This window comes from Sinomonas humi, from assembly GCF_000802235.1.
GTDB lineage: Bacteria > Actinomycetota > Actinomycetes > Actinomycetales > Micrococcaceae > Sinomonas > Sinomonas humi.
This window is the reverse complement of sequence record NZ_JTDL01000140.1, coordinates 90,278-112,172: the sequence shown is the minus strand read 5'-3', so window position 1 is coordinate 112,172 and position 21,895 is coordinate 90,278. Positions and strand designations below refer to the sequence as shown.

Sequence of the window (21,895 nt, the reverse complement as noted above, 5' to 3'; positions counted from 1 at the left end):
CCTTACATGGGTAGCTCGCAACATTCCAAAACTACTCCCGACCGCTCGCACGGAACGAATCGGCGCTGGTTGCGACGCCGTACGGGAGGTAGGGCCGGTCCGAGCCTAGGAGTGCGTGAGGCGCTCGACGGCGGCGTCAATCCGCTCGTCGCTCGCGGTGAGGGCCACGCGGACGTGGCCCGCGCCGTCGTCCCCGTAGAAGACCCCAGGCCCGACGACGATGCCGCGCTCGGCGAGGCGCGCCACTGTGCTCCAGGTGTCCTCCCCCGCGCTGCACCACAAGTAGAGGCCAGCTTCAGAGTGGCTGATCTTGAGGCCGAACGCCTCGAGCGCCGGGATGAGGCGTTCGCGCCGAGCGCGGTACCGCGCCTTCTGTGCCTCCACATGGGCGTCATCCCCGAGCGCCACCCGAAGGGCCTCTTGGACAGGGAACGGCAGGATCATTCCTGCGTGCTTGCGGCTGTTCACGAGGTTCGGCATGAGCTCCGGTGCGCCTGCGACGAACGCGGCGCGGTAGCCGGCGAGGTTGGACTGCTTGCTGAGTGAGTAGACGCTCAGTAGGCGGCCGAAGTCGCCTCCGCTGACACGGGGATCCAGCACCGAGGGCACAGCTGCACCGCCCCGCTGGACGTCCCAGGGACCCCATCCCAGCTCCGCGTAGCACTCGTCCGAGGCGACGACGGCGCCGAGGCCCCGAGCGTCGTCGACGACGGCTCGCAGCTCATCGACCCCACGCACAGCACCCGTGGGGTTGCCGGGCGAATTGACCCAAACGAGCCGGACGCGGGCGCGGGTTGCCGCGTTGAGTTCGTCGAGGCTGTCGGCTGCGACCGCGCTCGCCCCGGCGAGGCGAGCGCCGATGTCGTAGGTCGGGTAGGCGACGCGGGGGCGTACGACGACGTCTCCCGGACGGAGGCCGAGCAGGAACGGGAGCCAGGCCACGAGTTCCTTCGAACCGATGGTCGGCATGACCGCCTGTTCGTCGAGGCCCGCGACTCCTCGGCGGCGGGCGAACCATTCGACGACGGCTTCGCGGACGGCGCGTGTGCCGTGAACGGTTGGATACCCGGGTGCGTTGGCGGCGGCTCGAAGGGCTTCCTGGACGAGCTCCGGCGTCGGGTCAACGGGGGTGCCGATGGAAAGGTTGACGACGCCGCCCTCATGGGACCGCGCGGTCTCGAGATAGGGCGCCATGGCCTCCCATGGGTAATCGGGGAGGTCGAGCCCGAAGGCCCGCTCGGTCCCGAGGCCGCTCCGACTCTCGCCCGCGTCAGCCGCGCCGCTGCCCTGCTGCACGCTCAGGCTTGGTTCTGCGGGGGCAGAGCCGCGACGAGCGGGTGGTCCTTGCCGGTGTTGCCGAGCTTGGCGGCACCGCCCGGAGAGCCGAGATCGTCGAAGAACTCGACGTTCGCCTTGTAGTAGTCGGCCCACTCGTCCGGGACGTCATCCTCGTAGTAGATGGCCTCGACCGGGCACACGGGCTCGCACGCGCCGCAGTCGACGCATTCGTCCGGGTGGATGTAGAGGGACCGCTCGCCCTCGTAGATGCAGTCGACCGGGCACTCCTCGACGCAGGCCTTGTCCTTCACATCCACGCACGGCTGCGCGATCACATATGTCACTGCTGCACCTTCTGACGACTCTGCTGATGGGGGACGTCCAGCGTCCCGGCGGAACGAGCCTATTATCATCCCGCGCAACCGCGCCAATCCAGCCGGTCCCGCCGTGGCGGCCGGCGGAAGGCGGGTCCTGTCATATCCCGTCACACGGCGTAGCATCCGGCTTCGCCCTTTCGGGAGGTGCTTAGCGCCGGGCACCTAGGATGGTCCGGTGCCCCCAACCCAGCGCCCCGCCGACGTCCTCCGTTCGCTGCCGCTCGGGACGCGCGTCGTCGTCCGCTATCGAATCGAAGGCGGCTACACGGATGCTCTGGGCGACCTCACCGAGCTGGACGGCGTTGCGGCAGTGATCGCGACCAGACGCGGCGTCACGAAGGTGCCGCTCGCCGTCGTCGTCGCGGCGAAGGCGGTCCCGCCTCCCCCAGCCCTACGCCGTCCCCGCCACGAGGCCTAGCGCGCAGGGAAGTCACTCCCCCTGGGCGTCCGGCAGTTGCCGGAGCCGGAAGAACGGCCCAGTCGCCACGGGAACGCAGGCGAACAGCTGCCCCACGATCCCGACCCACAGAGTGGGGCCGATCCCGAGCCGTTCCCCGAGCCAGCCGCCGAGGAGGCTTCCGATAGGCATGACGCCCCACACGAGGCACCGGATCGACGCGTTCATGCGGCCAAGGAGCCTGGGCGGGCAGACCCGCTGGCGCATGCTCACCTGCATGACGTTGAAGACGATCACCCCGAAGCTCATGATGAACTCCCCCGCGCTCAGGAGCCCGAGCGCAAGCGGCCCGGGCCCGGACGCGAGGGCTAACGGAAAGAGGACGACGGCGGCCCCGCCGACCATGAGCCCGAGCGGGAGGAGCGGGCCCTCGCCGAGGCGGGAGGCGAGGCGCGGGGCGGCAAGCGCACCGAGCACCCCTCCGATCGAGCCGATCGAGAGCATCGTGCCGAAGCCGGCTGGCCCGAATCCGAGTTCCCGGAGGACCACGATGGGCATGAGGACGTACGTGATCGACGAGAACAGGTTGCCTACCGCGGTGCTGAGGACGACGCGGCGGATGAGCGGATGCCGCGCCACGAACGAGGCGCCCTCGCGGATCTCGTGCGAGAGCCTGCTGCCCTCCACCCTCTCGGGTTTGACCTCCGAATCACGGACTCGCAGCAGGCACAGCGCCGAGACGAGATAGCCGGCGGCTTCTCCTGCGAACAGCAGCGGGGCACTCACGCCAGTCAGGATGAAACCACCTAGTGCGGGGCCGCCGAGCCGCGAAACCTGAGCCGTGGCCTCGAGCTTGCCATTCGCGTCGGCCACGAGTGCGCGGTCCACGAGCACCGGCACATAGCTCTGATAGGAGACGTCGAAGAAAACGGTGGCCACGCCGACCACTGTCGCGACGGCGAAGAGGTGCCAGATCTGGAGGAGGCCGGCCCACCAGAGCAGGGGGACGGCGAGCATGGCCGCCATACGGATGAGGTCTGCGCGAACCATGGTCCGCCGCTTGAACCAGCGATCCACCCAGGCTCCAGCCGGAAGGCCGACCACGAGGAACGCGGCCATCGACGCCGCGTTGAGGACGCCGAGGTCCATTTCGCTCGCGCCGAGAAGGCTCACCGCGAGGACCGGGAGCGCGAGCTGGCCTAGCTGGGCGCCGAGCTGGGAGACGCCTTGACCCGCCCAGAACACGACGAACGCCGGGCGCCTTGTGAGCGGCACGGCTGTGCTCGAGCCGATGGGTGAGGGGTGCATGCCGTCAGTGTGCGCTTCCGATTGGGAAGTGTCAATCACTTGGCGGTGGATCGGTAGAGTGGGGGCATGCAATCGTCCGACGACGTCGCGAAGGGCCGCGCACTCAGCTCACCGCTGCGGTTGCGGATCCTGCGCCTTTGCCTGCACCACTCGCGCACGAACAAGGAGATTGCGGACCTCCTCGGCCTCAATCCCGCCTCGACCCTCCACCACGTGCGGACGCTCGTCGCGACGGGATTCCTCGAGCCGCAGGATGAACGCCGCGGGCGTCGGGGCGCGCGCGAGGTGCCGTATCTCGCTACCCGCCGCTCATGGGGCCAGCGCGTCGACGACGTGGCGCCGGTGCTCATCGAGACGTTCGTCCAGGAGACCGCGGCCCTCGACCCCGAGGACATCGAAGTCTGGCGCCTCGGCCTCAAGCTCAACGCCGAGCACCAAGCGGAGCTCCTGGCCAAACTGCGCGCCGTCGTCGACGAGTATGCCGCGCTGCCCAGCGATCCAGACGGGCACGCGACCTCGCTCATGGTCGCGCACCACAGAGACCCCACGGCCGACTGACGCTCGCCAGGACGGCACGCATAAGGGCGGGAAAGCGGACGACGGCGGGTGCGCACCCGCCGTCGTCCGCTTGGTTCTGCCTGTAGCTGTCTTCCTGCCCTGCCCGGGCCTCAGGCGCGGGCGCGGGCGCGGTTCGCCTTGAGGCGCTCGTTCGCGTCGAGGATGACCTTACGGATGCGGATCTGCTCCGGCGTGATCTCTACGCACTCGTCCTCGCGCGCGAACTCGAGGGACTCCTCGAGCGTGAGCGTGCGCGGGGGCGTGAGGCCCTCGAAGTTGTCCGCCGTGGAGGAGCGCATGTTGGTGAGCTTCTTCTCCTTGGTGATGTTGACGTCCATGTCGTCGGCGCGCGAGTTCTCGCCCACGATCATGCCCTCGTACACCTCGGCGGTGGGCTGCACGAAGAACGTGCCCCGCTCCTGGAGGTTGATCATCGCGAACGGGGTCGCGACCCCCGCCCGATCAGCTACGAGAGAGCCGTTCGTCCGGTACTCGATCTCGCCGGCCCACGGCTCGTAGCCCTCGGAGATCGACGACGCGATGCCGGCGCCGCGCGTGTCCGTGAGGAACTTGGTGCGGAAGCCGATGAGGCCACGGGACGGGACGATGAACTCCATGCGGACCCAGCCGGTTCCGTGGTTCGCCATGTTGGTCATGCGGCCCTTGCGCGCGGCGAGGAGCTGCGTCACGGCGCCGAGGTACTCCTCGGGCACGTCGATCGTCATGTGCTCGGTCGGCTCGAGGACGTGGCCGTCGACCTTCTTCGTGACGACCTGCGGCTTGCCGACCGTGAGCTCGAAGCCCTCGCGGCGCATCTGCTCGACGAGGATGGCGAGGGCAAGCTCGCCGCGGCCCTGGACCTCCCACGCGTCGGGACGCTCGGTCGGGAGGACGCGGATCGAGACGTTGCCGATGAGCTCCTTGTCGAGGCGGTCCTTGACCTGGCGGGCCGTCACCTTCGCGCCCTTGACCCGGCCGGCGAGCGGGGAGGTGTTGATGCCGATCGTCATGGAGATCGCGGGATCGTCCACCTTGATGAGAGGGAGCGGCTGCGGGTTCTCGATGTCGGTGAGGGTCTCACCGATGGTGATGTCCTCGATGCCGGCGACGGCGACGATCTCGCCAGGACCCGCGGACTCCGTCGGGACGCGCTCGAGGGCCTTCGTGGCGAGCAGCTCGGTGACCTTGACCGGCTTGATCGTGCCGTCGTGACGGGCCCACGCTACCTGCTGGCCCTTGCGCAGGGTGCCGTTGTAGATGCGCAGGAGCGCGAGGCGGCCGAGGAACGGCGAGGCGTCGAGGTTGGTGACGTGCGCCTGGAGGACACCCTCGGGGTCGTAGGTCGGCGCCGGGATGTGCTTGACGATCGTCTCGAAGAGCGGCTCAAGGTTGTCATTGGCCGGCACCGTTCCGTCGTCGGGCTGTTCGAGCGACGCCGCGCCCACCTTCGCTGCCGCGTAGACGACGGGGACGTCGAGGACCTTGTCGAGGTCGAGGTCCGGGACCTCGTCGGCGAGATCGGAGGCGAGGCCAAGGAGGAGGTCCATGGTCTCGCTCACGACCTCCGAGATGCGGGCATCGGGCCGGTCCGTCTTGTTGACGACGAGGATCACCGGCTTGTGCGAGGCGAGGGCCTTGCGGAGCACGAAGCGGGTCTGCGGGAGCGGCCCCTCGGAGGCATCGACGAGGAGCACGACGCCGTCGACCATCGAGAGCCCGCGCTCGACCTCGCCGCCGAAATCGGCGTGGCCCGGGGTATCGATGACGTTGATGAGGATGCCGCCCGGCTCCCCTACCTCGGCCGCGGCCGGACCTGCGTACTGCACGGTCGTGTTCTTCGCGAGGATCGTGATGCCCTTTTCGCGCTCGAGATCGCCCGAGTCCATCACGCGGTCCTCGATCTCGCCGTGAGCGGCGAACGAGTTGGTCTGCTTGAGCATGGCGTCGACAAGCGTCGTCTTGCCGTGGTCGACGTGGGCGACAATGGCGACGTTGCGGAGGTCAGTGCGGAAGACAGTGGACACGGTTTCAGACATACGCTTTGGGCTCGATTCGGTGGGTCGCGATGGTCCGGGGCCGGGCATCGGCACGACGCGCTGGCGGCACAACGGAACAGACCCTCGGAAGGGCCAGCTCTACTAGTTTACGCTCTCCCCCAAGGTGTCGCGTCCCTCGCACCCGTCTGATGGTCACGTCCCGCCGGTGTTCACCGTCGTTACGTGACCATCAGACGGCAGGGTTCAGTCGATGCCGCTCGCGAGCAGGAGCTCCCGCAGCTCGCGCCGTTCGCGCTGCTTCTCCGGATCCGGGAGCGGCACGGCGGCAAGCAGCCGCTGCGTGTATGCCTCCTGCGGATCGCGGAGGATCGCATCCCGCGAGCCCTGCTCGACGATCCGCCCGCGCTGCATGACGCAGATGTGGTCGGCGAGGACGTCGATGACGGCCAGATCGTGGGTGACGAACAGGCACGCGAAGCCGAGCTCCTTCTGGAGGGCCTGGAACAGCTCGAGGACCTTGGCCTGGACCGAGACGTCCAGGGCCGAGGTCGGCTCGTCGGCGACCATGAGCTTCGGCTTGAGGGAGAGGGCTCTCGCGATTCCGACACGCTGTTTCTGGCCCCCCGAGAGCTCGTGGGGGTAGCGGTTGCGGTACGAGCGGGGCAGCTCGACCTGGTCGAGCAGGGTCTCGACGCGCTTCTGCAGATCGGCCCCCCTCGCAACGCCCGCGAGGTACATGGGCTCGCCGATCGACTCGCCGATCGGAAGGCGGGGGTTGAGGGACGACGACGGGTCCTGGAACACCATGCCCACCGAGCGACGGATCTCGTGGAGCTCCTTCGAGTTCTTCTTGAGGCCCGAGATCTCCCTGCCTGCGACCTTGAGCGAACCTTCCGCGACCGGGAGAAGGCCGACGGCGGCACGCCCGATCGTCGTCTTGCCGGAGCCCGACTCCCCGACGAGGCCCACAACCTGACCCGGATACACAATGAGGTTCGCGCCCTCTACCGCGCGGAAAGCCGGGACGCGCCCCTGCTTGGGGTACTCGATGGCGACGTCCTTGAGCTCGAGCACGGGGGTGCCGCGACGCTTCGCCTCGGCCTCGGCCGCCTCCGCGAGGGCTTCCCGGTTCTCCTGCTCGCGGTGGGCGAGCTCCGCGGCGTCGACCGCATCGAGTTCAGCACCGGTCGCGGCGGCGAGGGCGGCCGTGATGTCCACCTCGGCCTCCGCATCCGAGCCCTGGCCCAGGTGAGGCACCGCGGCAAGCAGCGCCTGGGTGTACTCATGCTGCGGATTGCGGAAGATCTGCTCGGCCGTGCCTGACTCCACGATCAGGCCGCGGCGCATGACGACGATGCGGTCGGCGAGGTCTGCCACCACGCCCATATCGTGGGTGATGAGGATGACGCCGCTGTTGAGCTTGTCCTTGAGGTGGCGCATGAGGTCGAGGATCTCGGCCTGGACCGTGACGTCGAGAGCCGTCGTGGGCTCGTCGGCGATGAGCAGCTTCGGATCGCACGAGAGCGACTGGGCGATCATCGCGCGCTGGCGCTGGCCGCCCGAGAGCTGGTGCGGGTACGACTTGAAGGCCTTCATCGGATCCGGGAGCTCTACGAGCTCGAGCATCCGGAGAGCCCGCGACTTCGCCTCATCCGGCGAGATCGGGTTGTGCAGGCGGATCGTCTCGACGATCTGATTGCCGATCGTGTAGACGGGGTTGAGGGCCGTCATGGGCTCCTGGAAGATGACCGCCACGTCGTTGCCGCGCACGCGGCGGATCGTCGAGCGGTCCTTCCCCAGCAGCTCCTGGCCGGTCAGCTTCACGCTGCCCTTCACACGGCTGTTCGAGGGGAGGAGGTCGAGCAGCGCCATGGAGCTCGCCGACTTGCCCGAGCCCGACTCGCCCACAATCGCCAGGACCTCGCCGGCGCGCACCTCATAGTTGAGGCCGATCGCCGCAGGCACCCACTCCTTCTCGACTCCGAAGTCGACGCTCAAGTCCCTGACCTCGAGGACCATCTGGCCCTTGACGAGATCGGCGGCGACGATGCCTCCGCCCCTTTCCGAGCGGCGCTGTCGTCCAGGCTTTCCTGCCATGCCGAGGTTCTCGGTCATCCTCTGCTCTTCCTTCCCTGCACCGTGCCGGGGGTCATGAACCCTCCCGGACGGAATTGGCGAATATCGTGGGGCCGATCCTGCATGATGAGGGAATGAGCGCCCTCCACCACACCGGCTCCGTCGAAGTCTTCAAGGCCCGCAGCAACAAGGCGCTCGCCGTTGTCCTGTGGGCCCTCGCTGCATTCGGACTGGTCGTCACGCTCGCCCAGTCGGGCATCACGGGCCTGCGCTTCGCGGCGCCCCTCGCGCTCATGGCGTTCGCGGGCTGGTCCCTGTTCTGGCGACCCGCCGTCGTCGTAAGCGACGCTGGGGTGGAACTCGTCAACCCGCTCCGCCGCATCGGGGTCTCGTGGGAGGCGCTCGCGTTCGTGGACACGAAGTACGCCCTCACCCTGGGGACGGGAGCCGGGCGTTTCGCCGCTTGGGCGGCCCCGGCCCCCGGCGTCCTGGGCGCCCGGCACGCCCGCCCGGAGAGCCTCACGGGTCTGCCGGCGACAAGCTACGGCCCGGGCCAGACCGTGCGCCCGGGCGACCTGAGCCACACCGTCTCGGGCCAGGCCGCGCTCCTTGTGCGCCGCCGCTGGGCGGATCAGGTGGAGCGCGGCTTGCTCGAAGGCGGCCGGGTCGATGAAACGCCCGTGGCCCGCGGCGCCGAGTGGTGGATTCTCGCTGTCGCAGTCCTGCTTGCCGCCGCGACCCTCGCAACCCTCGTCTAGCGCAAGCAACGCCGGGATCGCGCCCACGTCACGGAGTCCCGTCACGCTCGGAGTCTGGGGCTCCGCCGTGGGCCTCTTCGTCCGGCACCACGCCCCTTGCCGGGTTGATCGTGCCGTCGACATCGAGCGAAGGCACCGAGCCCCCGGCGGTGGCGACCGCGGGAGTCCCAACGGGGGCCCCTTGCGCCCTGCTCTGCCTGGACTTCGCCTTCTTCGCGTTGAACTTCTTCTGCCGCGGATCGAACGCGTCGCGCATGCCGTCGCCGATGAAGTTAATGCTGAGGCAGATGAGCACGATGAACAGGCCAGGCCACCAGAACAGCCACGGACGGGTCGAGAAAGCCTCTTCGTTCTGAGAGATGAGGAGGCCGAGCGACGTGTCGGGCGCCTTGACGCCGACGCCGAGATAGCTCAGCGCGGTCTCGAGCAGGATCGCCGAGGACATGAGGAGCGTGCCGTTGACGATCACGACGCCGACGGCGTTCGGGAGGATGTGCTTGAAGATGATGCGCATATTCGACGCACCCGAGATGCGCGCTGCGTCGACGAACTCGCGCTCGCGAAGCGAGAGGAACTCGCCGCGTACGAGGCGGGCGAGGGACACCCAGGCGACGAGGCCTAGGAAGATGCCAAGCACCACCACGCCATTGGTCGCCGCAAACTGCGCGAACCAGCTCCCGGAGTCGCGCCGCCCCGCGGTCTGCGACATGACGGCAGCGAGGAGCAGCACCGGGATGATGATGATGATGTCGGTGATGCGCATGAGGACGGCCTCGACCCAGCCGCGGAAGTAGCCGGAGAGGGCTCCGACGACGACGCCGATGATCCCGGCCACGAGGCCGATGATGATCATGATCGTGATCGACTGCTGCGCACCGCGCATGGTCATCGCGAAGAGGTCACGGCCGATCCGGTCCTGGCCGAACGGGTGGTCGCCGAAGCTGAACGGGACGAACGTCCACGTGGGCTGCCCGAAGTTCACGAGCGGGGTCACCTGGTCATACCGGTACTTCCACCAGCCGGGGAACGGGCCCCAGCCCTCGGCGGAGAAGGCGAGCACGAAGATTGCCGCGAACACGACAAGGCCCGCAAGTGCGCCGGAGTGCCCGAAGAAACGCTTCCTGACGATCTGCCCGAGGCTCAGGCCCTTCGCCTCGACGATCGGCTCGATGCCTGCGGCGGGCTGGGCGGCAGTGGCGGTGTCCCCGCCGACGCTGGCCGTGACGTCTTCTTGCTGAGACTGCTGGCTCATGTCACTTCACCCTAACGCGAGGATCGAGCGCGGAGTACACGAGGTCCGCGATGAGGTTGAACGCGAGGGCCGTGATCGCGACGCATGCGAAGACGCCCATCACCGGGTTCGGATCGACGTGCGAGATGCCCTGCAGGAACATGTAGCCCATGCCGGGCACCGAGAACACCGTCTCGGTGATGACCGCGCCGCCGATGAGCTGGCCGATGTCGAGGGCGACGACGGTCGAGATCGGGATGAGCGCGTTGCGGAAGGCGTGGCGCATGACGACGGACCGCTCGCTCGCGCCTTTGGCTCGGGCCGTGCGGATGTAGTCGGTATTCATGACCTCGAGCATCGAAGAGCGCGTGTAACGCGTATAGCTCGCGAGGGAGATGAGCACGAGGGCGATGGTCGGCAGGATGAGGTGCGTGAAGCTGTCGAGGCCCTGCTGCCAGAAGTCCCCTTGGAGGTTCGGGGTGTTCGCGCCGATCGTCGCGATCGGGCGGCCGCGGATGCTGTCGTTGCTGAAGTAGGCAGGCCAGGCCTGCATGAACCGGTCGAGGAGCACCATTGCAGCGACAAGGAACGCGGTGATGCCGCCGACACGCATGCCCTGCCCGCGGTCGTACCCGCCCCAGAACCATCCGACGGCCACGCCGACCAACACCGCGATGACCGCGAGGATGAAGATCATGAGTCCGGTGGCCACATCGAGCAGGGGCTGGATCGGGAAGTAGATGATCGCGCCGACGAGCACAGTTGTGAGGCCCGCGTAGAGGGCGCGGCGGTTCTGGAGGCCGGCGACGAGGACGGTGATCCCGAAGGCCAGTCCGACGCCGAGGATGACGATGACTCCGAGGCCCAGTCCGGGGGTGGCGAACCAGCGGGTGAGGCTCGCGACGATGCAGACGAGCGAGACGAAGGCGAACGCAATCGCTCCGACGATGGCTCGTCGTCGTGGGGCGCCGGATGAGACGACTGCTGCGACGATGCCGAACACCACGCCGATTCCCAGCGAGACCGGAAGCGGGATGACGGGGTTGTTGAGGAAGTTGTTGAAGTCGATCGCGCCGAATTCCTTGAGGAGGACGGCTACCCAGAAGATCGGCAGAGAGAAGAAGAGGAACGCCATGAACGTCACGCCGTAGTCGAGCGCGCTGTACTGGCGCAGTGCGGTGATGATGCCGAGGGCCACGCCGATAAGGATCGCGAGGACCGTGGCGCCGGTGACGAGCGTCAGGGTCTGGACGAGGGCCTGACCGAGGGCCTGGGTCACCGGTTGGCCCACGAGGTTCATGCCCAGATTGCAGTTGCCGACGATGCAGCCGGCAGCTCCTCCGAGCCACTTGAAGTAACGGATGGGGGCGGGGGTGCCCAAATCGAGAAGCTGGGCGCGCGCCTGCATGAGCTGCGCCGCATTGGGGAGATTGCTGGCACGCAGATCAGCGAGTGGATCTCCGGAGAGCGCAGTCAGGTTGTAGACCAGAAACGATGCGCCGAGGAGGATCAAGGCTGCGGTGATGAGGCGCCGGACGACGTAAGTCACCATGGTTTGTTGTACCTCTGGAAGTCGGCTGCCGGATAGGTGGGACGACAGCTCGTTAGGGGGCCTGGGGCTCTGCCCCGCGGTCGGCGGGGGCCCGACGGCGGGTGGCGGGTATGCCGGGTGGCGCTGTGAAGCGCCGGGACCATGGAGCTCGGTCCCGGCGCTTCACAGCATCAGAACTGAAGGTGGTTACGTGGTCGCCCAGTCCCAGTAGTTCCACCACACGCCGCTGCTGTTCGGCATGTACTTCACGCCCGTCACGCGGTTGCTGTACGCATCCACGCCGACCGCCTGGAAGAGCGGGAGGCCGTAGGACGAAGCCCAGATCCTCTGATCGATCTGCTGCTCGAGGCTGACCTGCTTTGCCTGGTCAGTGGTCTGGATGAGCTGCTTCATGAGCGCGTCCGCCTGGGGATCGGAGAACTTGTTGAAGTTCGAGCCGCTTCCCGTCTGGAAGATCTGCGGGACGCCGGAGACACCGATGCCCGGGTTGATCCAGCCGAAGATCGAGGCGTCGTAGGTGCCGTTGCCCAGTGCCTTGCCCCAGTCCGAGGCGCCCAGTCCGTCGTCGACCACCTTGAAGCCCGCCTTCGCGGCGTTCGCCGCAATGAGCGTGTAGGAGTCAACGCGGTTCGGGTTGTCCTTGTTGTACATGATCCGGACGGTCGGCGTCTTGCCCGCGAGGAGCTGCTTGGCCTTGTCGATGTTGACCGAATCGTAGGCTGACGAGCCGTTGTTCTTGACCGAGTCGGCGTAGCCCGCCTGCTGCGGCACGAAGATCTGCGAGTCGAGCGGCTTCGCGTTCGGGTCCATCTGAGTGATGAGCTTGTTCACGATGTCCTGACGGGGAACCGTGAGCATGAACGCCGTACGCACGTTCTGGTCAGCGAAGACACCGTTGAAGTTCAGGTCGATGTGGTCGTACGAGAGCTGGTTGCCCTGATCGACCGTCACGCCCTGAAGCGCCTTGAGCTGCTGGATCGTGTCAGACGAAGCCTGCGGGGCGATGATGTCTGCCTCGCCGTTCTTGAGCGCCTGGATCTGAGCCGGGGCCGAGCCGATGTAGCGCACGACGATCTGGTCGAGGTGAGCCGCGGGACCCCAGTTGTAGTCCTTGTTGCGCACGAGGGTCATGGACTGGTCCGGCACCATGTCCTTGACGATGTACGGGCCGTTCGAAAGGAACAGGTTCGGGTCCGAGGGAAGGGTCTTGGTGTCGAAGCCCGTGTTGTAGAAGTCAGCAGCCTTCTTGAGCGTCTCGTTGGCCGGCTGCGGGTGAGCCGGATCGCCCTTCTTCATACCCTTCATGAGGTCGTAGAGCGCCTTGGCGTCCGCGAGACCGGCATGCTTCGCAACGATGTGCGCAGGGATGTCGATGGTGCCGTTGTTGCCGCCGATCGCGCTCTCCCAGTCGGCGTAGGGCGTCGTGTACGTCAACGTGAACGTCTTGCCGTCCGAGGAGACGTCCGGGAAGTTCGTGTTGTTGAGACCCTGGGTAGAGGCCGCCGTCGAGAAGTAGCTCGTCCCGGTCGTGCCATCGGCGTTCGCATCATCGAACCAAGCCGAGTTGGCCGCCCAGTTGAGAGCGACGTCGTAGGCCGTCACGGGAGTACCGTCCGACCACTTCACGCCGTCGTTGATCGTGTACTTGACGGTCAGAGGGTTGTCCGAGGTCTTCTCGTACGAACCGAACTTGTCGTTGTGGACGATCTTCAGATTGTTGTCCACATAGTAGAAGCCCATGTGGGTCGCATAGCTGATCTTCGAGTTGATGTCCGTGTTGCCGTTGGCCGTGTTCGCGTTGAACGTGTTGAACGCGTTCACCTCGACAACCGTGGCACTGCCGCCGGTCTTGGCCGCCCCGCTGCTCGACGAAGACGATGCCGCCGTTCCGCCGCCTTGGGTCGCGCAGGCGCTGAGTGCTAGGACAGCCGCAGCTGCAACCCCAACCACCTTCGAAATACGCCTGAAACGCATTCCGCCTCCTATGTTTGGTGAATTCTGTGCCGGACTCTTCCGGCGGAGGGCCCTACCCCCAGACGCAGGGACGTGGCGCGCCTCACATGCCACACAGCCTACGCACAGTAACGGGGCGCTGGCTACGAAAGCGACGTTTCAGATTGCGGTTGTTATCGAGCTGCAACATATCTTTCAGATTTCCCTCAGACGTCTCCGACTCATCGACTCTGATTGGGAAGTCTCAATCGCTTCTTCCGCGGGCTTTCGCGGAATACTCCACGGTAGGCCTCCCAGTCCAATCGCTACATTGCTGCCCTCGATCAGCCCTTCAACGTACCGGGAGCGTGGCCCACTAGGCCTTGCATCAAGCCAGGCGGAAGGGACCTAGGGCCTTGTTCCTCAGCCCCACAGGTCTCTAGCGTGGACGCTAGGTCAAGCAAGGGCCTCATGGGGACTGGGCCGGCGGCGTCGGAAGGACACGCTCGGTGGAGGTGACCTTCCTCCCCAGCCGCCGTCGGCCCTCACCACCGCTTTCGCCTCCCATGGAAGAATCGAGAGCCATGGCAAGTGCCATGGCCCAGTCGAGTGCCATGGCTCAATATGGGAGGCGGCCGATGCGAGCCACGGTCAGGGATGTTGCACGTCTCGCGGGCGTGTCCCCGAAGACAGTCTCGAACGTCGTCAACGGAACGGTGCCGGTCAATCCCGACACTCGCGAACGGGTCGAAGCCGCCATGGCGACCCTCGACTACGTCCCAAACCTTTCCGCCCGCGGTCTGCGGAACGGACGCTCCGGCCTCATTGCACTCGCGCTCCCAGACCTGAGCACCCCATACTCTGCCGAACTAGTCCATGAAGTGGTCGAGGCCGCCCACCGCCACCAGCTCGCGATCCAGCTTGAAGAGACAGGCTACGACCCCGAGCGAGAGCTCCAACTGCTCACGCGGGCCCGGGCGAACCTCGTCGACGGCCTGATCCTCAATCCGCTCGTCCTTGACCAGAGCGCCATCGCGCCGCGCATGGTCCTGCCCCCGGCTGTGATCCTCGGCGAAGTGCAGCAGAACATCGTCGACGCAGTCGGCGTGGACAGCGTGGGGGCAGCCCGCGCCGTGACGCGGATGCTCGCCGAGCAAGGACGACGGCGGATAGCGGTCCTGGGTGCGCGGCGTCCCGGAGCCGCTGCCACGGCCGAAACCCGCACAAGGGGCTATCGGGAAGCGCTCGCCGAGGCGGGCCTTCCATGGGCTCCCGAACTCGAGATCATCTGCGAAGACTGGCACTCCGAGGGCGGAGCTAACGCTCTATCCCAGTTCCTTGCCCGCCACGAGCCGCCCGATGCGCTCTTCTGCTTCACAGACAGCCTCGCCTACGGCGCGCTCTCGGTCCTCGCCTCCGCCGGACACTCGGTCCCCGGGGACGTCTCCGTGGCCGGGTTCGACGACCTCGCCATGAGTCCGTATGCCGTTCCAGCCCTGACCAGCGTTCGTTTCAGCCGCCGCACTATGGCGGAGGAAGCAGTCCGCCTGCTGCTCGAGCAGATAGAGAACCGCGGCCGCCCACCGCGCACCGTGATGGTCCCCTTCTCCATCCAGCACCGGGACAGCACGGGCGGCGCGAACGTCTAGGCCCCAATTTGGGACCGGTCACAATGACCTCTTGTCCCTTCAATTACAACGATGTAACGTGAGGCGCAGATCACACCGACGTGGTCTCGCCTCCGGCGCCGCAACCGATTGGAGTCCTATGTCGTCCCCTACCATTGCTCGTGGCGTGATCGATCCGCGCCAAGCTCTCGCCCCCGTCTCCCGCCGCATCTTCGGCTCCTTCGTGGAACACCTCGGGCGCTGCGTCTACACAGGCATCTTCGAACCCGACCACCCGAGTGCAGACGAGGAAGGCTTCCGGACGGACGTCCTCGAACTCGTCCGCGAGCTCGGGGCAACGATCGTCCGGTACCCGGGCGGCAACTTCGTCTCGGGATACCGGTGGCGCGACGGCGTCGGCGCGGTCGAAGACCGGCCCGCACGGCTGGACCTCGCGTGGCACAGCCTCGAGCCCAACAAAGTCGGCACCGACGAGTTCCTCAGCTGGTGCACCAAGGCCGGCGTCGAACCGATGTGGGCCGTGAACTTGGGAACGGCGGGAGTCCTCGACGCGGTCGACCTGCTTGACTACGTCAACGGCTCGGCGCCGACAGCGATGGCCGAACAGCGGCGCTCGAACGGCCATGAGGAGCCGTACGGCGTGCGGATGTGGTGCCTCGGAAACGAGATGGATGGGCCTTGGCAGATCGGCCATATGAATGCCGAAGCCTATGCAACCGCAGCCGTGAACGCCGCCCGCGCCATGCGCATGGTCGATCCCGACCTCGAGTTGGTGGCCTGCGGAAGCTCCGGCCCGTTCATGCCGACGTTCGGCGATTGGGAACGCACGGTGCTTGAGGCCTGCTACGACGAGGTCGATTACATCTCGCTCCATCGCTACTACCAGGAGAAGGACGGAGACCTCGCGAGCTTCCTCGCCTCCGCGGTCGATCTCGACCACTTCATCGAGGCCATCATCGCGACGGCGGACCATGTGGGTGCCAAGCGTCGAAGCAGCAAGAAGATCGCGATCTCCGTCGACGAGTGGAACGTCTGGTACCAAGGCCGTGCGGAATCGAAGGTGCCGAGCGGTGACGAGTGGCCCGTCGGCCCCAGACTGCTCGAGGACAAGTACAACGTCGCCGACGCCGTGGTGGTGGGCGGGCTCATCGTCTCGCTCCTCAAGCACTGCGACCGTGTTACCGCCGCTTGCCAGGCCCAACTCGTCAACGTGATCGCCCCGATTATGGCCGAACCAGGAGGGCCGGCCTGGCGGCAGACCATTTTCCACCCGTTCGCACAGGCCGCCCGGCTGGCCCGCGGTGTCGCTGTCCCCCTGCACCTCGACGCCCCGACGCATGAGACGCAGGAGCACGGTGCGGTCGCAAGCGTCGACGGCGTTGCCACGTGGGACGAGGACTCGGACTCAGGGGCCGCCTTCCTGGTCAATCGGACTCCCGGCACGACAATCGACGTCGAAATCGACCTGGGTGCGATCCCGGGCGCGAAGGTCCGGAAGGTGAGCCTGCTGACGGACGACGATCCGTACCGGCGCAACAGCGCCGAGGACCCCGGCGCCGTCGTGCCTCGCGACGGCCTCGCGAAGGAGGAAGGCAACCTCGTGCACGTGACGCTCCCGCCCGTGTCCTGGACCGTCATCGAGCTGGGACGTGAGCAATGAACGGGCAGTAGTCCTCCCGCAGGTCCATGCGACCGCCGTCCTCGCCTCGTGGCTCAAGGGCTGAAACCCTCACACGCGACAGCGCGGCGTGCCTCCGTTGGGGGAGGCACGCCGCGCTGTCTCTGTCAGATGCCTTGCGCGAGTCGGTAGTACGCGGCGTTCCACTGCAGTTCTCGGGCGAAGCCGCGGCAGGTCGTCTCCTGGTCGATGACAAGGAGTTCGGTTCCGGCGATGCGGGCGAAGTCCTCGAAGGCCTCGACGCCGAGGGCGGTGCTCATGACGGTGTGGTGGGCGGCGCCTGCCTCGAGCCATGCGGTCGCCGAGGTGTCGAAGTCGGGGGCCGGCTTCCAGACAGCCCGGCCGACGGGGAGCTTGGGCAGCGGCGCCGACGGCTCGACGACTTCGACTGCGTTGGCGACGAGGCGGAACCTGTCGCGCATGTCGGAAAGGGCGACGACGACGGCGGGGCCCGGGTCCGCGGTGAAGACGAGCCGGACGGGATCCTCCTTGCCGCCGATGCCGAGGGGGTGGACCTCGAGGGTGGGCCGCGCGGTGGTCAGGGACGGGGAGACCTCGAGCATGTGGGCGCCGAGGATCCGCTCCGCGCCCGGCGTGAGGTCGTAGGTGTAGTCCTCCATGAGTGAGGCGCCGCCGGGCAGCCCGGCGCCCATGACGTTCGCGGCGCGGACGAGGATCGCTGTCTTCCAGTCGCCTTCGGCGCCGAAGCCATAGCCCTCGGCCATCAGACGCTGCACGGCCAGGCCGGGCAGCTGCTTGAGCGATCCGAGGTCCTCGAAGCTCGTGGTGAACGCCCCGAATCCACCGCCCTCGAGGAAGGAGCGCAGGCCGAGCTCGATCGCTGCCCCGTCACGGAGCGACTGATGCCGCTCGGCTCCCTTGCGCAGCTCGGGGGCGACGTCGTAGAGGTCCTCGTACTCGGCGGTGAGCGCGTCGACGTCGCCCGGATCGGCTGCCTCGACCGCGGCGGCGAGCTCGTTGACGCTCCACGTGTTGACTTGGACGCCGAGGCGGATTTCGGCCTCGGTCTTATCGCCCTCCGTCACGGCGACGAAGCGCATGTTGTCCCCGAAGCGGGCGAGCTTGAGGGTCCGAGTCGCCGCCCAGCCGGCCGCGGCGCGCGCCCAGGTGCCGATCTTGTCCGTGACGCGAGGGTCTGAGACGTGCCCGACGACGGTCTTGCGCGGCACGCCGAGGCGGGACTGGATGTAGCCGAACTCGCGGTCCCCGTGGGCGGCCTGGTTCAGGTTCATGAAGTCGAAGTCGATCTCGCCCCACGGGAGCTCGACGTTGGCCTGGGTGTGGAAGTGCAGGAGCGGCTTCTGGAGCCCGGACAGGCCGGCGATCCACATCTTCGCCGGGGAGAAGGTGTGCATCCAGGCGATCAGGCCGATGACGCGGTCGGCCGCGTTGGCCTCGAGGGCGGTCCGGCGGATCGCGTCCGCGTCGGTCAGGACCGGCTTCCAGACGACCTTGACGGGCACGGCCTTGGCCGCGGCGAGCTCGTCGGCAATGCGGCGGGACTGCTCGGCGACCTGGGCCAGGGTCTCGGGCCCGTAGAGGTGCTGGCTGCCGGTGAGGAACCAGACCTCGTAGGCGTCGAGGGCGGTGGTGAGCTTGGGCATCAGGCGAGGGATCCTTCCGGGTTCTGTCCGTAGACGTTCTGGTAGCGGTCGAAGAGGGAATCGATCGCGTCCTGTGGGATAGGCACCGGCGCTCCGCCCTGGCGGGCGATGTGAACGGTGCGGGCGACATCCTCGGCCATGACGGCAGCCTTCACGGCGTCCCGCGCATCCTTGCCGATGGTGAACACGCCGTGGTTCTGCATGAGCACTGCGCGGCTGCGATGGCCGGTCAGGGTCGCCACGATCCCGCGGCCGATCGAGTCATCGCCGATGATCGCAAAGGGGCCCACCGGGATTTCGCCGCCGAACTCGTCCGCCATCGCGGTGATCACGCAGGGGACGGCCTCTGCGCGCGCCGCCCACGCCGTGGCGTACGTCGAATGGGTGTGCACCACTCCCCCGACCTCGGGCATGTTGCGGTACACGTAGGCGTGCGCCGCGGTGTCCGACGACGGTGAACGCTCCGAGCCGAGCGAGCCGGCGACCACCTCGCCCTCGAGCGTGCAGAGGATCATGTCCTCGGGCGCGAGCACGTCGTAGTCGACGCCGCTGGGCTTGATGACGAACAGGTCCTCCCCCGGGACGCGTCCGGAGACGTTCCCGCCCGTCCACACGACCAGGCCGTAGCGGACGAGCTCTGTGTGGAGCGCGGCGACCTGCTCGCGCGCGGCGCGGATCGTTGGGGTCTCGGATTCGTGCGTCATGCGGTCGGTCCTTCCGGGGCGGTCGCATCCTCGAGCGGGATTGCGGCGGATTTCAGTGGGATGGCCTCTGCGGCGGCGTGTTCGACTGCCAGCCCGGCGCGGTAGCGTTCGAGGTACGCCGCGAAGCCCGCGACGTCATCGGGATCAGGGGCCAGGGTCTCGAAGGCGAAGCCTCCGAACACGCGCTGGGACAGCCAAGAACCCAGATCCGGGTGTACGTTCCCTGCCTCGGCCACGGGGAGGTACGCGGCGAGCACCGCGATTCCCCACGCACCGCCCTCAGAGGCGGTCTCGGCGACGGACACCGGTACGTCCAGGGCACCTGCCAGGAACCGCTGCGCGACGCCAGCGGTGCGGAACATGCCCCCATGGGCGAACAGCCGCTCCAAGTCGACGCCCTCAGCCGCCAGAGTCCGCATCCCCAAGGCGAGGGTGCCGAAGACGCCGTAGAGCTGGGCCCGGACGAAGTTGCCAAGCGTCAGCTGGCTGTCCGGGGTCCTCACCATAAGGGGGCGCCCCCGCTCCAATCCGGTGATCGGCTCCCCGGCGAGGTAGTTGTACGCGAGGAGGCCGCCGGCGTCGGCCTCCTCGCCCTTCAGCGCCTCGGAGAACAAGGCCTCGTAGACTGCGTCCGGCTGCAGAGGGGAGCCGACGACGGCGGCGAAGCGGCCGAACAGGCCCGCCCAGGCCGCGAGTTCGCTCGCGCCGTTGTTGCAGTGGACCATCGCCACCGGGTCCCCAGCGGGCGTGGTCACCAGATCGAGCTCGTGGTGGACGCCCCCGAGAGGGTGCTCAAGGACGACCATCGCGAAGATGCTCGTCCCCGCCGAGACGTTCCCGGTCCGCGGCGCGACCGAGTTGGTCGCGACCATTCCCGTGCCGGCGTCGCCCTCGGGCGGGCACAGCGGGATGCCCGCCTTCAGCCTCCCGGTCGGGTCCAGCAGCGCCGCCCCCTCCGGGGTGAGCTCGCCGGCCCTCTGGCCGGCGAGGAGGACTTCGGGCAGCACGTCCACAAGCTTCGGCACCCGGCCGTCGGCCACCTCGTCGTAGCGGGCGGCAAGCCCGAGGTCGTAGGACTTGGTCTCGGCATCGATGGGGAACATCCCCGAGGCATCCCCGACGCCGATGACCTTCCGGCCCGTGAGGCGCCAGTGGACGTAGCCGGCAAGAGTCGTGCAGAACCGGATGTCCGGGACGTGGGGTTCGGCGTCGAGCACCGCCTGGTGCAGGTGTGCTATCGACCAGCGCAGCGGGATGTTCACTCCGAACAGCCCGGTCAGCTCCGCCGCCGCCGGGCCGGTCGTCGTGTTCCGCCATGTCCGGAATGGCACGAGCAGCTCGCCAGCACCGTCGAACGCGAGGTAGCCGTGCATCATCGCCGAAACCCCGATCGCGCCGAACGAGTCCGGCCGCGCCCCGTGACGCCGCTCAGCGTCGGCGAGCAGATCCGCATAGGCAGCCTGCAGACCGGCCCAGACCGACTCGAGCGAATAAGTCCACATCCCGTCGGCGAACTCGTTCTCCCACTCGTGACTGCCCACTGCCAGCACAAGCGAGGGATCCTCGATGTCAGTCAGGCACGCCTTGATCCGCGTAGAACCGAGCTCGATCCCAAGGGCCGTGCGAGCCCGGAAAATCGCCTCACGGGCGCCAAGCGGCGTCGGCTGAAGTGCCATAGTGCGATCCCTGCATTCCTTGTGACCGGTCACATTACTGGGTACGAGTATGCCCGCAACGAACGGAAGGGGCAAGCGTCAGGCGGACTCTCGCACCACGAGCGAGGGCGCGACCGGCTCAGCGAACGCGAGTTCGCGTCCCTCGATCAGTCCGACCAGGCGAGCGACAGCGCGGCGGCCGAGCTCAGCGAAATCCTGCCGCACGGTGGTCAGGGGCGGGGCGAAGAAGGCGGCTTCGGGGATGTCGTCGAAGCCGACGACGGCGAGGTCCTCGGGCACGCGGCGTCCAGCAACGCGGGCGGCATGCAGGACTCCGAGGGCCATTTGGTCGTTCGAGGAGAAGACCCCCGTGATACTCGAGTCGGAGAGGAATTCGGAGGCGATCGCGGCACCAGAAGCCGCCGTCCAATCCCCCTCCCGCGAGACGAACGCCTCGGCTCCAGCCCTCTCGGCCTCGAGCAGGAAACCCTCATGACGGGCTCGGCCCTCGGCCCAGTCGAGCGGGCCGCACACGTGCAGGATCCTCCGGTGCCCCTTCTCGATGAGGCGCCGCACGGCCAGCCGTGCCCCCTCAGCCTGGTCCACCACCAATCCGCCCTTGTCACCCGCGCCGTGCAGTTCGACGGCCGGAACGCCGAAGGATACCGAGGCCATAGCCTCCTGCACCCGCTGCTGTGGTGCGATCACCACAACCCCGTCCACCGATTGGGCGACGAGATGGTCCAGTGCAGCCAGGATCTCCTCCCTGGCCGGAGAAGCTGCGTGAGCCACCGTGACGAAATAGCCCGCGTCGCGCGCAGCCTTCTCCACAGCGTCGAGGCTCGAGGCAGGCCCGTACAGCGATGACGCGGAGGAAGCGAGCACCCCTACTGTGTGGGAACGCGCCGTCGTCAGCATCCGCGCAGCCCGATTCGGGCGGAACTGCAGTTCGGCCATTGCGGCTAGCACCCGCTCCCGCGTCTCAGGCCTGATGCTCGGCGAATCGTTCAACACCCGCGAGACCGTCTGGCGGGAGACGCCGGCGGCGGCGGCAACTTCTCGGACTCCCGGGGCGCGGGGTGCGGGGGTTTGGGTCACAGTGGACACTCTAGGACCAGATCCGGGCAGGAAAGCCGATTCG

General features: G+C 67.5%; 17 protein-coding genes. 5 read left to right on the top strand and 12 right to left on the bottom strand.

The window, feature by feature from the left end; genetic code table 11:
* Positions 1 to 105: 105 nt before the first annotated feature.
* Positions 106 to 1,296 carry a succinyldiaminopimelate transaminase gene (gene dapC / locus LK10_RS15355; protein WP_269429519.1) on the bottom strand — a complete coding sequence of 397 codons (1,191 nt, stop codon included), beginning with the start codon at positions 1,294 to 1,296 and terminating at the stop codon, positions 106 to 108.
* A 2-nt stretch (positions 1,297 to 1,298) separates the two neighbouring features.
* Entirely contained in the window at positions 1,299 to 1,622 is a 324-nt protein-coding gene (gene fdxA / locus LK10_RS15350) for a ferredoxin (protein WP_043125416.1), read from the bottom strand.
* A gap of 208 nt (positions 1,623 to 1,830) precedes the next feature.
* Here fdxA and LK10_RS15345 point away from each other — a divergent pair, with 208 nt between their 5' ends.
* Positions 1,831 to 2,073 (top strand): putative acetyltransferase, encoded by a 243-nt coding sequence (locus tag LK10_RS15345; RefSeq protein ID WP_043125415.1) that lies wholly within the window; start codon positions 1,831 to 1,833, stop codon positions 2,071 to 2,073.
* A gap of 12 nt (positions 2,074 to 2,085) precedes the next feature.
* Here the strand turns inward: LK10_RS15345 and LK10_RS15340 are convergent, their stop codons facing one another.
* Entirely contained in the window at positions 2,086 to 3,360 is a 1,275-nt protein-coding gene (locus tag LK10_RS15340; protein ID WP_043125413.1) for an MFS transporter, read from the bottom strand.
* Between the two features lie 66 nt (positions 3,361 to 3,426).
* Between LK10_RS15340 and LK10_RS15335 the strand changes: the two genes are divergently transcribed.
* Entirely contained in the window at positions 3,427 to 3,918 is a 492-nt protein-coding gene (locus LK10_RS15335; protein WP_043125410.1) for a helix-turn-helix domain-containing protein, read from the top strand.
* A 110-nt stretch (positions 3,919 to 4,028) separates the two neighbouring features.
* Here the strand turns inward: LK10_RS15335 and typA are convergent, their stop codons facing one another.
* Positions 4,029 to 5,954 carry a translational GTPase TypA gene (typA, locus tag LK10_RS15330; RefSeq protein ID WP_043125408.1) on the bottom strand — a complete coding sequence of 642 codons (1,926 nt, stop codon included), beginning with the start codon at positions 5,952 to 5,954 and terminating at the stop codon, positions 4,029 to 4,031.
* A gap of 204 nt (positions 5,955 to 6,158) precedes the next feature.
* Positions 6,159 to 7,934, bottom strand: coding sequence for an ABC transporter ATP-binding protein (locus LK10_RS15325; RefSeq protein WP_052207445.1), 1,776 nt, complete (start codon positions 7,932 to 7,934; stop codon positions 6,159 to 6,161).
* 191 nt (positions 7,935 to 8,125) lie between these two features.
* On the opposite strand from LK10_RS15325, the gene LK10_RS15320 reads away from it, so the two are divergent.
* Positions 8,126 to 8,749: a PH domain-containing protein gene (locus LK10_RS15320; protein ID WP_043125582.1), complete on the top strand. Its 624-nt coding sequence runs from the start codon at positions 8,126 to 8,128 to the stop codon at positions 8,747 to 8,749.
* 28 nt (positions 8,750 to 8,777) lie between these two features.
* Here the strand turns inward: LK10_RS15320 and LK10_RS15315 are convergent, their stop codons facing one another.
* The 3 genes from LK10_RS15315 to LK10_RS15305 form a co-directional block, all read right to left on the bottom strand.
* Entirely contained in the window at positions 8,778 to 10,001 is a 1,224-nt protein-coding gene (locus tag LK10_RS15315) for an ABC transporter permease (protein ID WP_081998589.1), read from the bottom strand.
* A gap of 1 nt (position 10,002) precedes the next feature.
* Positions 10,003 to 11,532 (bottom strand): ABC transporter permease, encoded by a 1,530-nt coding sequence (locus tag LK10_RS15310; protein WP_043125406.1) that lies wholly within the window; start codon positions 11,530 to 11,532, stop codon positions 10,003 to 10,005.
* Positions 11,533 to 11,718: 186 nt separating this feature from the next.
* Positions 11,719 to 13,506: an ABC transporter family substrate-binding protein gene (locus tag LK10_RS15305; protein ID WP_043125404.1), complete on the bottom strand. Its 1,788-nt coding sequence runs from the start codon at positions 13,504 to 13,506 to the stop codon at positions 11,719 to 11,721.
* A 542-nt stretch (positions 13,507 to 14,048) separates the two neighbouring features.
* Here LK10_RS15305 and LK10_RS15300 point away from each other — a divergent pair.
* Positions 14,049 to 15,113 (top strand): LacI family DNA-binding transcriptional regulator, encoded by a 1,065-nt coding sequence (locus tag LK10_RS15300; protein ID WP_331377488.1) that lies wholly within the window; start codon positions 14,049 to 14,051, stop codon positions 15,111 to 15,113.
* Between the two features lie 118 nt (positions 15,114 to 15,231).
* Positions 15,232 to 16,752, top strand: coding sequence for an arabinosylfuranosidase ArfA (gene arfA, locus LK10_RS15295; RefSeq protein ID WP_043125400.1), 1,521 nt, complete (start codon positions 15,232 to 15,234; stop codon positions 16,750 to 16,752).
* Positions 16,753 to 16,877: 125 nt separating this feature from the next.
* On the opposite strand, the gene araA is transcribed toward arfA, so the two are convergent.
* The 4 genes from araA to LK10_RS15275 form a co-directional block, all read right to left on the bottom strand.
* A complete protein-coding gene (gene araA, locus LK10_RS15290; protein WP_043125396.1) occupies positions 16,878 to 18,395 on the bottom strand; it encodes an L-arabinose isomerase in 1,518 nt (505 codons plus the stop codon).
* Positions 18,395 to 19,099: an L-ribulose-5-phosphate 4-epimerase gene (locus LK10_RS15285; RefSeq protein ID WP_052207427.1), complete on the bottom strand. Its 705-nt coding sequence runs from the start codon at positions 19,097 to 19,099 to the stop codon at positions 18,395 to 18,397. The genes araA and LK10_RS15285 overlap by 1 nt, the downstream gene beginning before the upstream one ends.
* Positions 19,096 to 20,775 carry a xylulokinase gene (locus tag LK10_RS15280; protein WP_052207426.1) on the bottom strand — a complete coding sequence of 560 codons (1,680 nt, stop codon included), beginning with the start codon at positions 20,773 to 20,775 and terminating at the stop codon, positions 19,096 to 19,098. Before LK10_RS15280 ends, LK10_RS15285 begins: the two co-directional genes overlap by 4 nt.
* A 78-nt stretch (positions 20,776 to 20,853) precedes the next feature.
* On the bottom strand, positions 20,854 to 21,852 hold the full coding sequence (locus LK10_RS15275; protein WP_043125393.1) for a LacI family DNA-binding transcriptional regulator: 999 nt from the start codon (positions 21,850 to 21,852) through the stop codon (positions 20,854 to 20,856).
* Positions 21,853 to 21,895 lie beyond the last annotated feature (43 nt).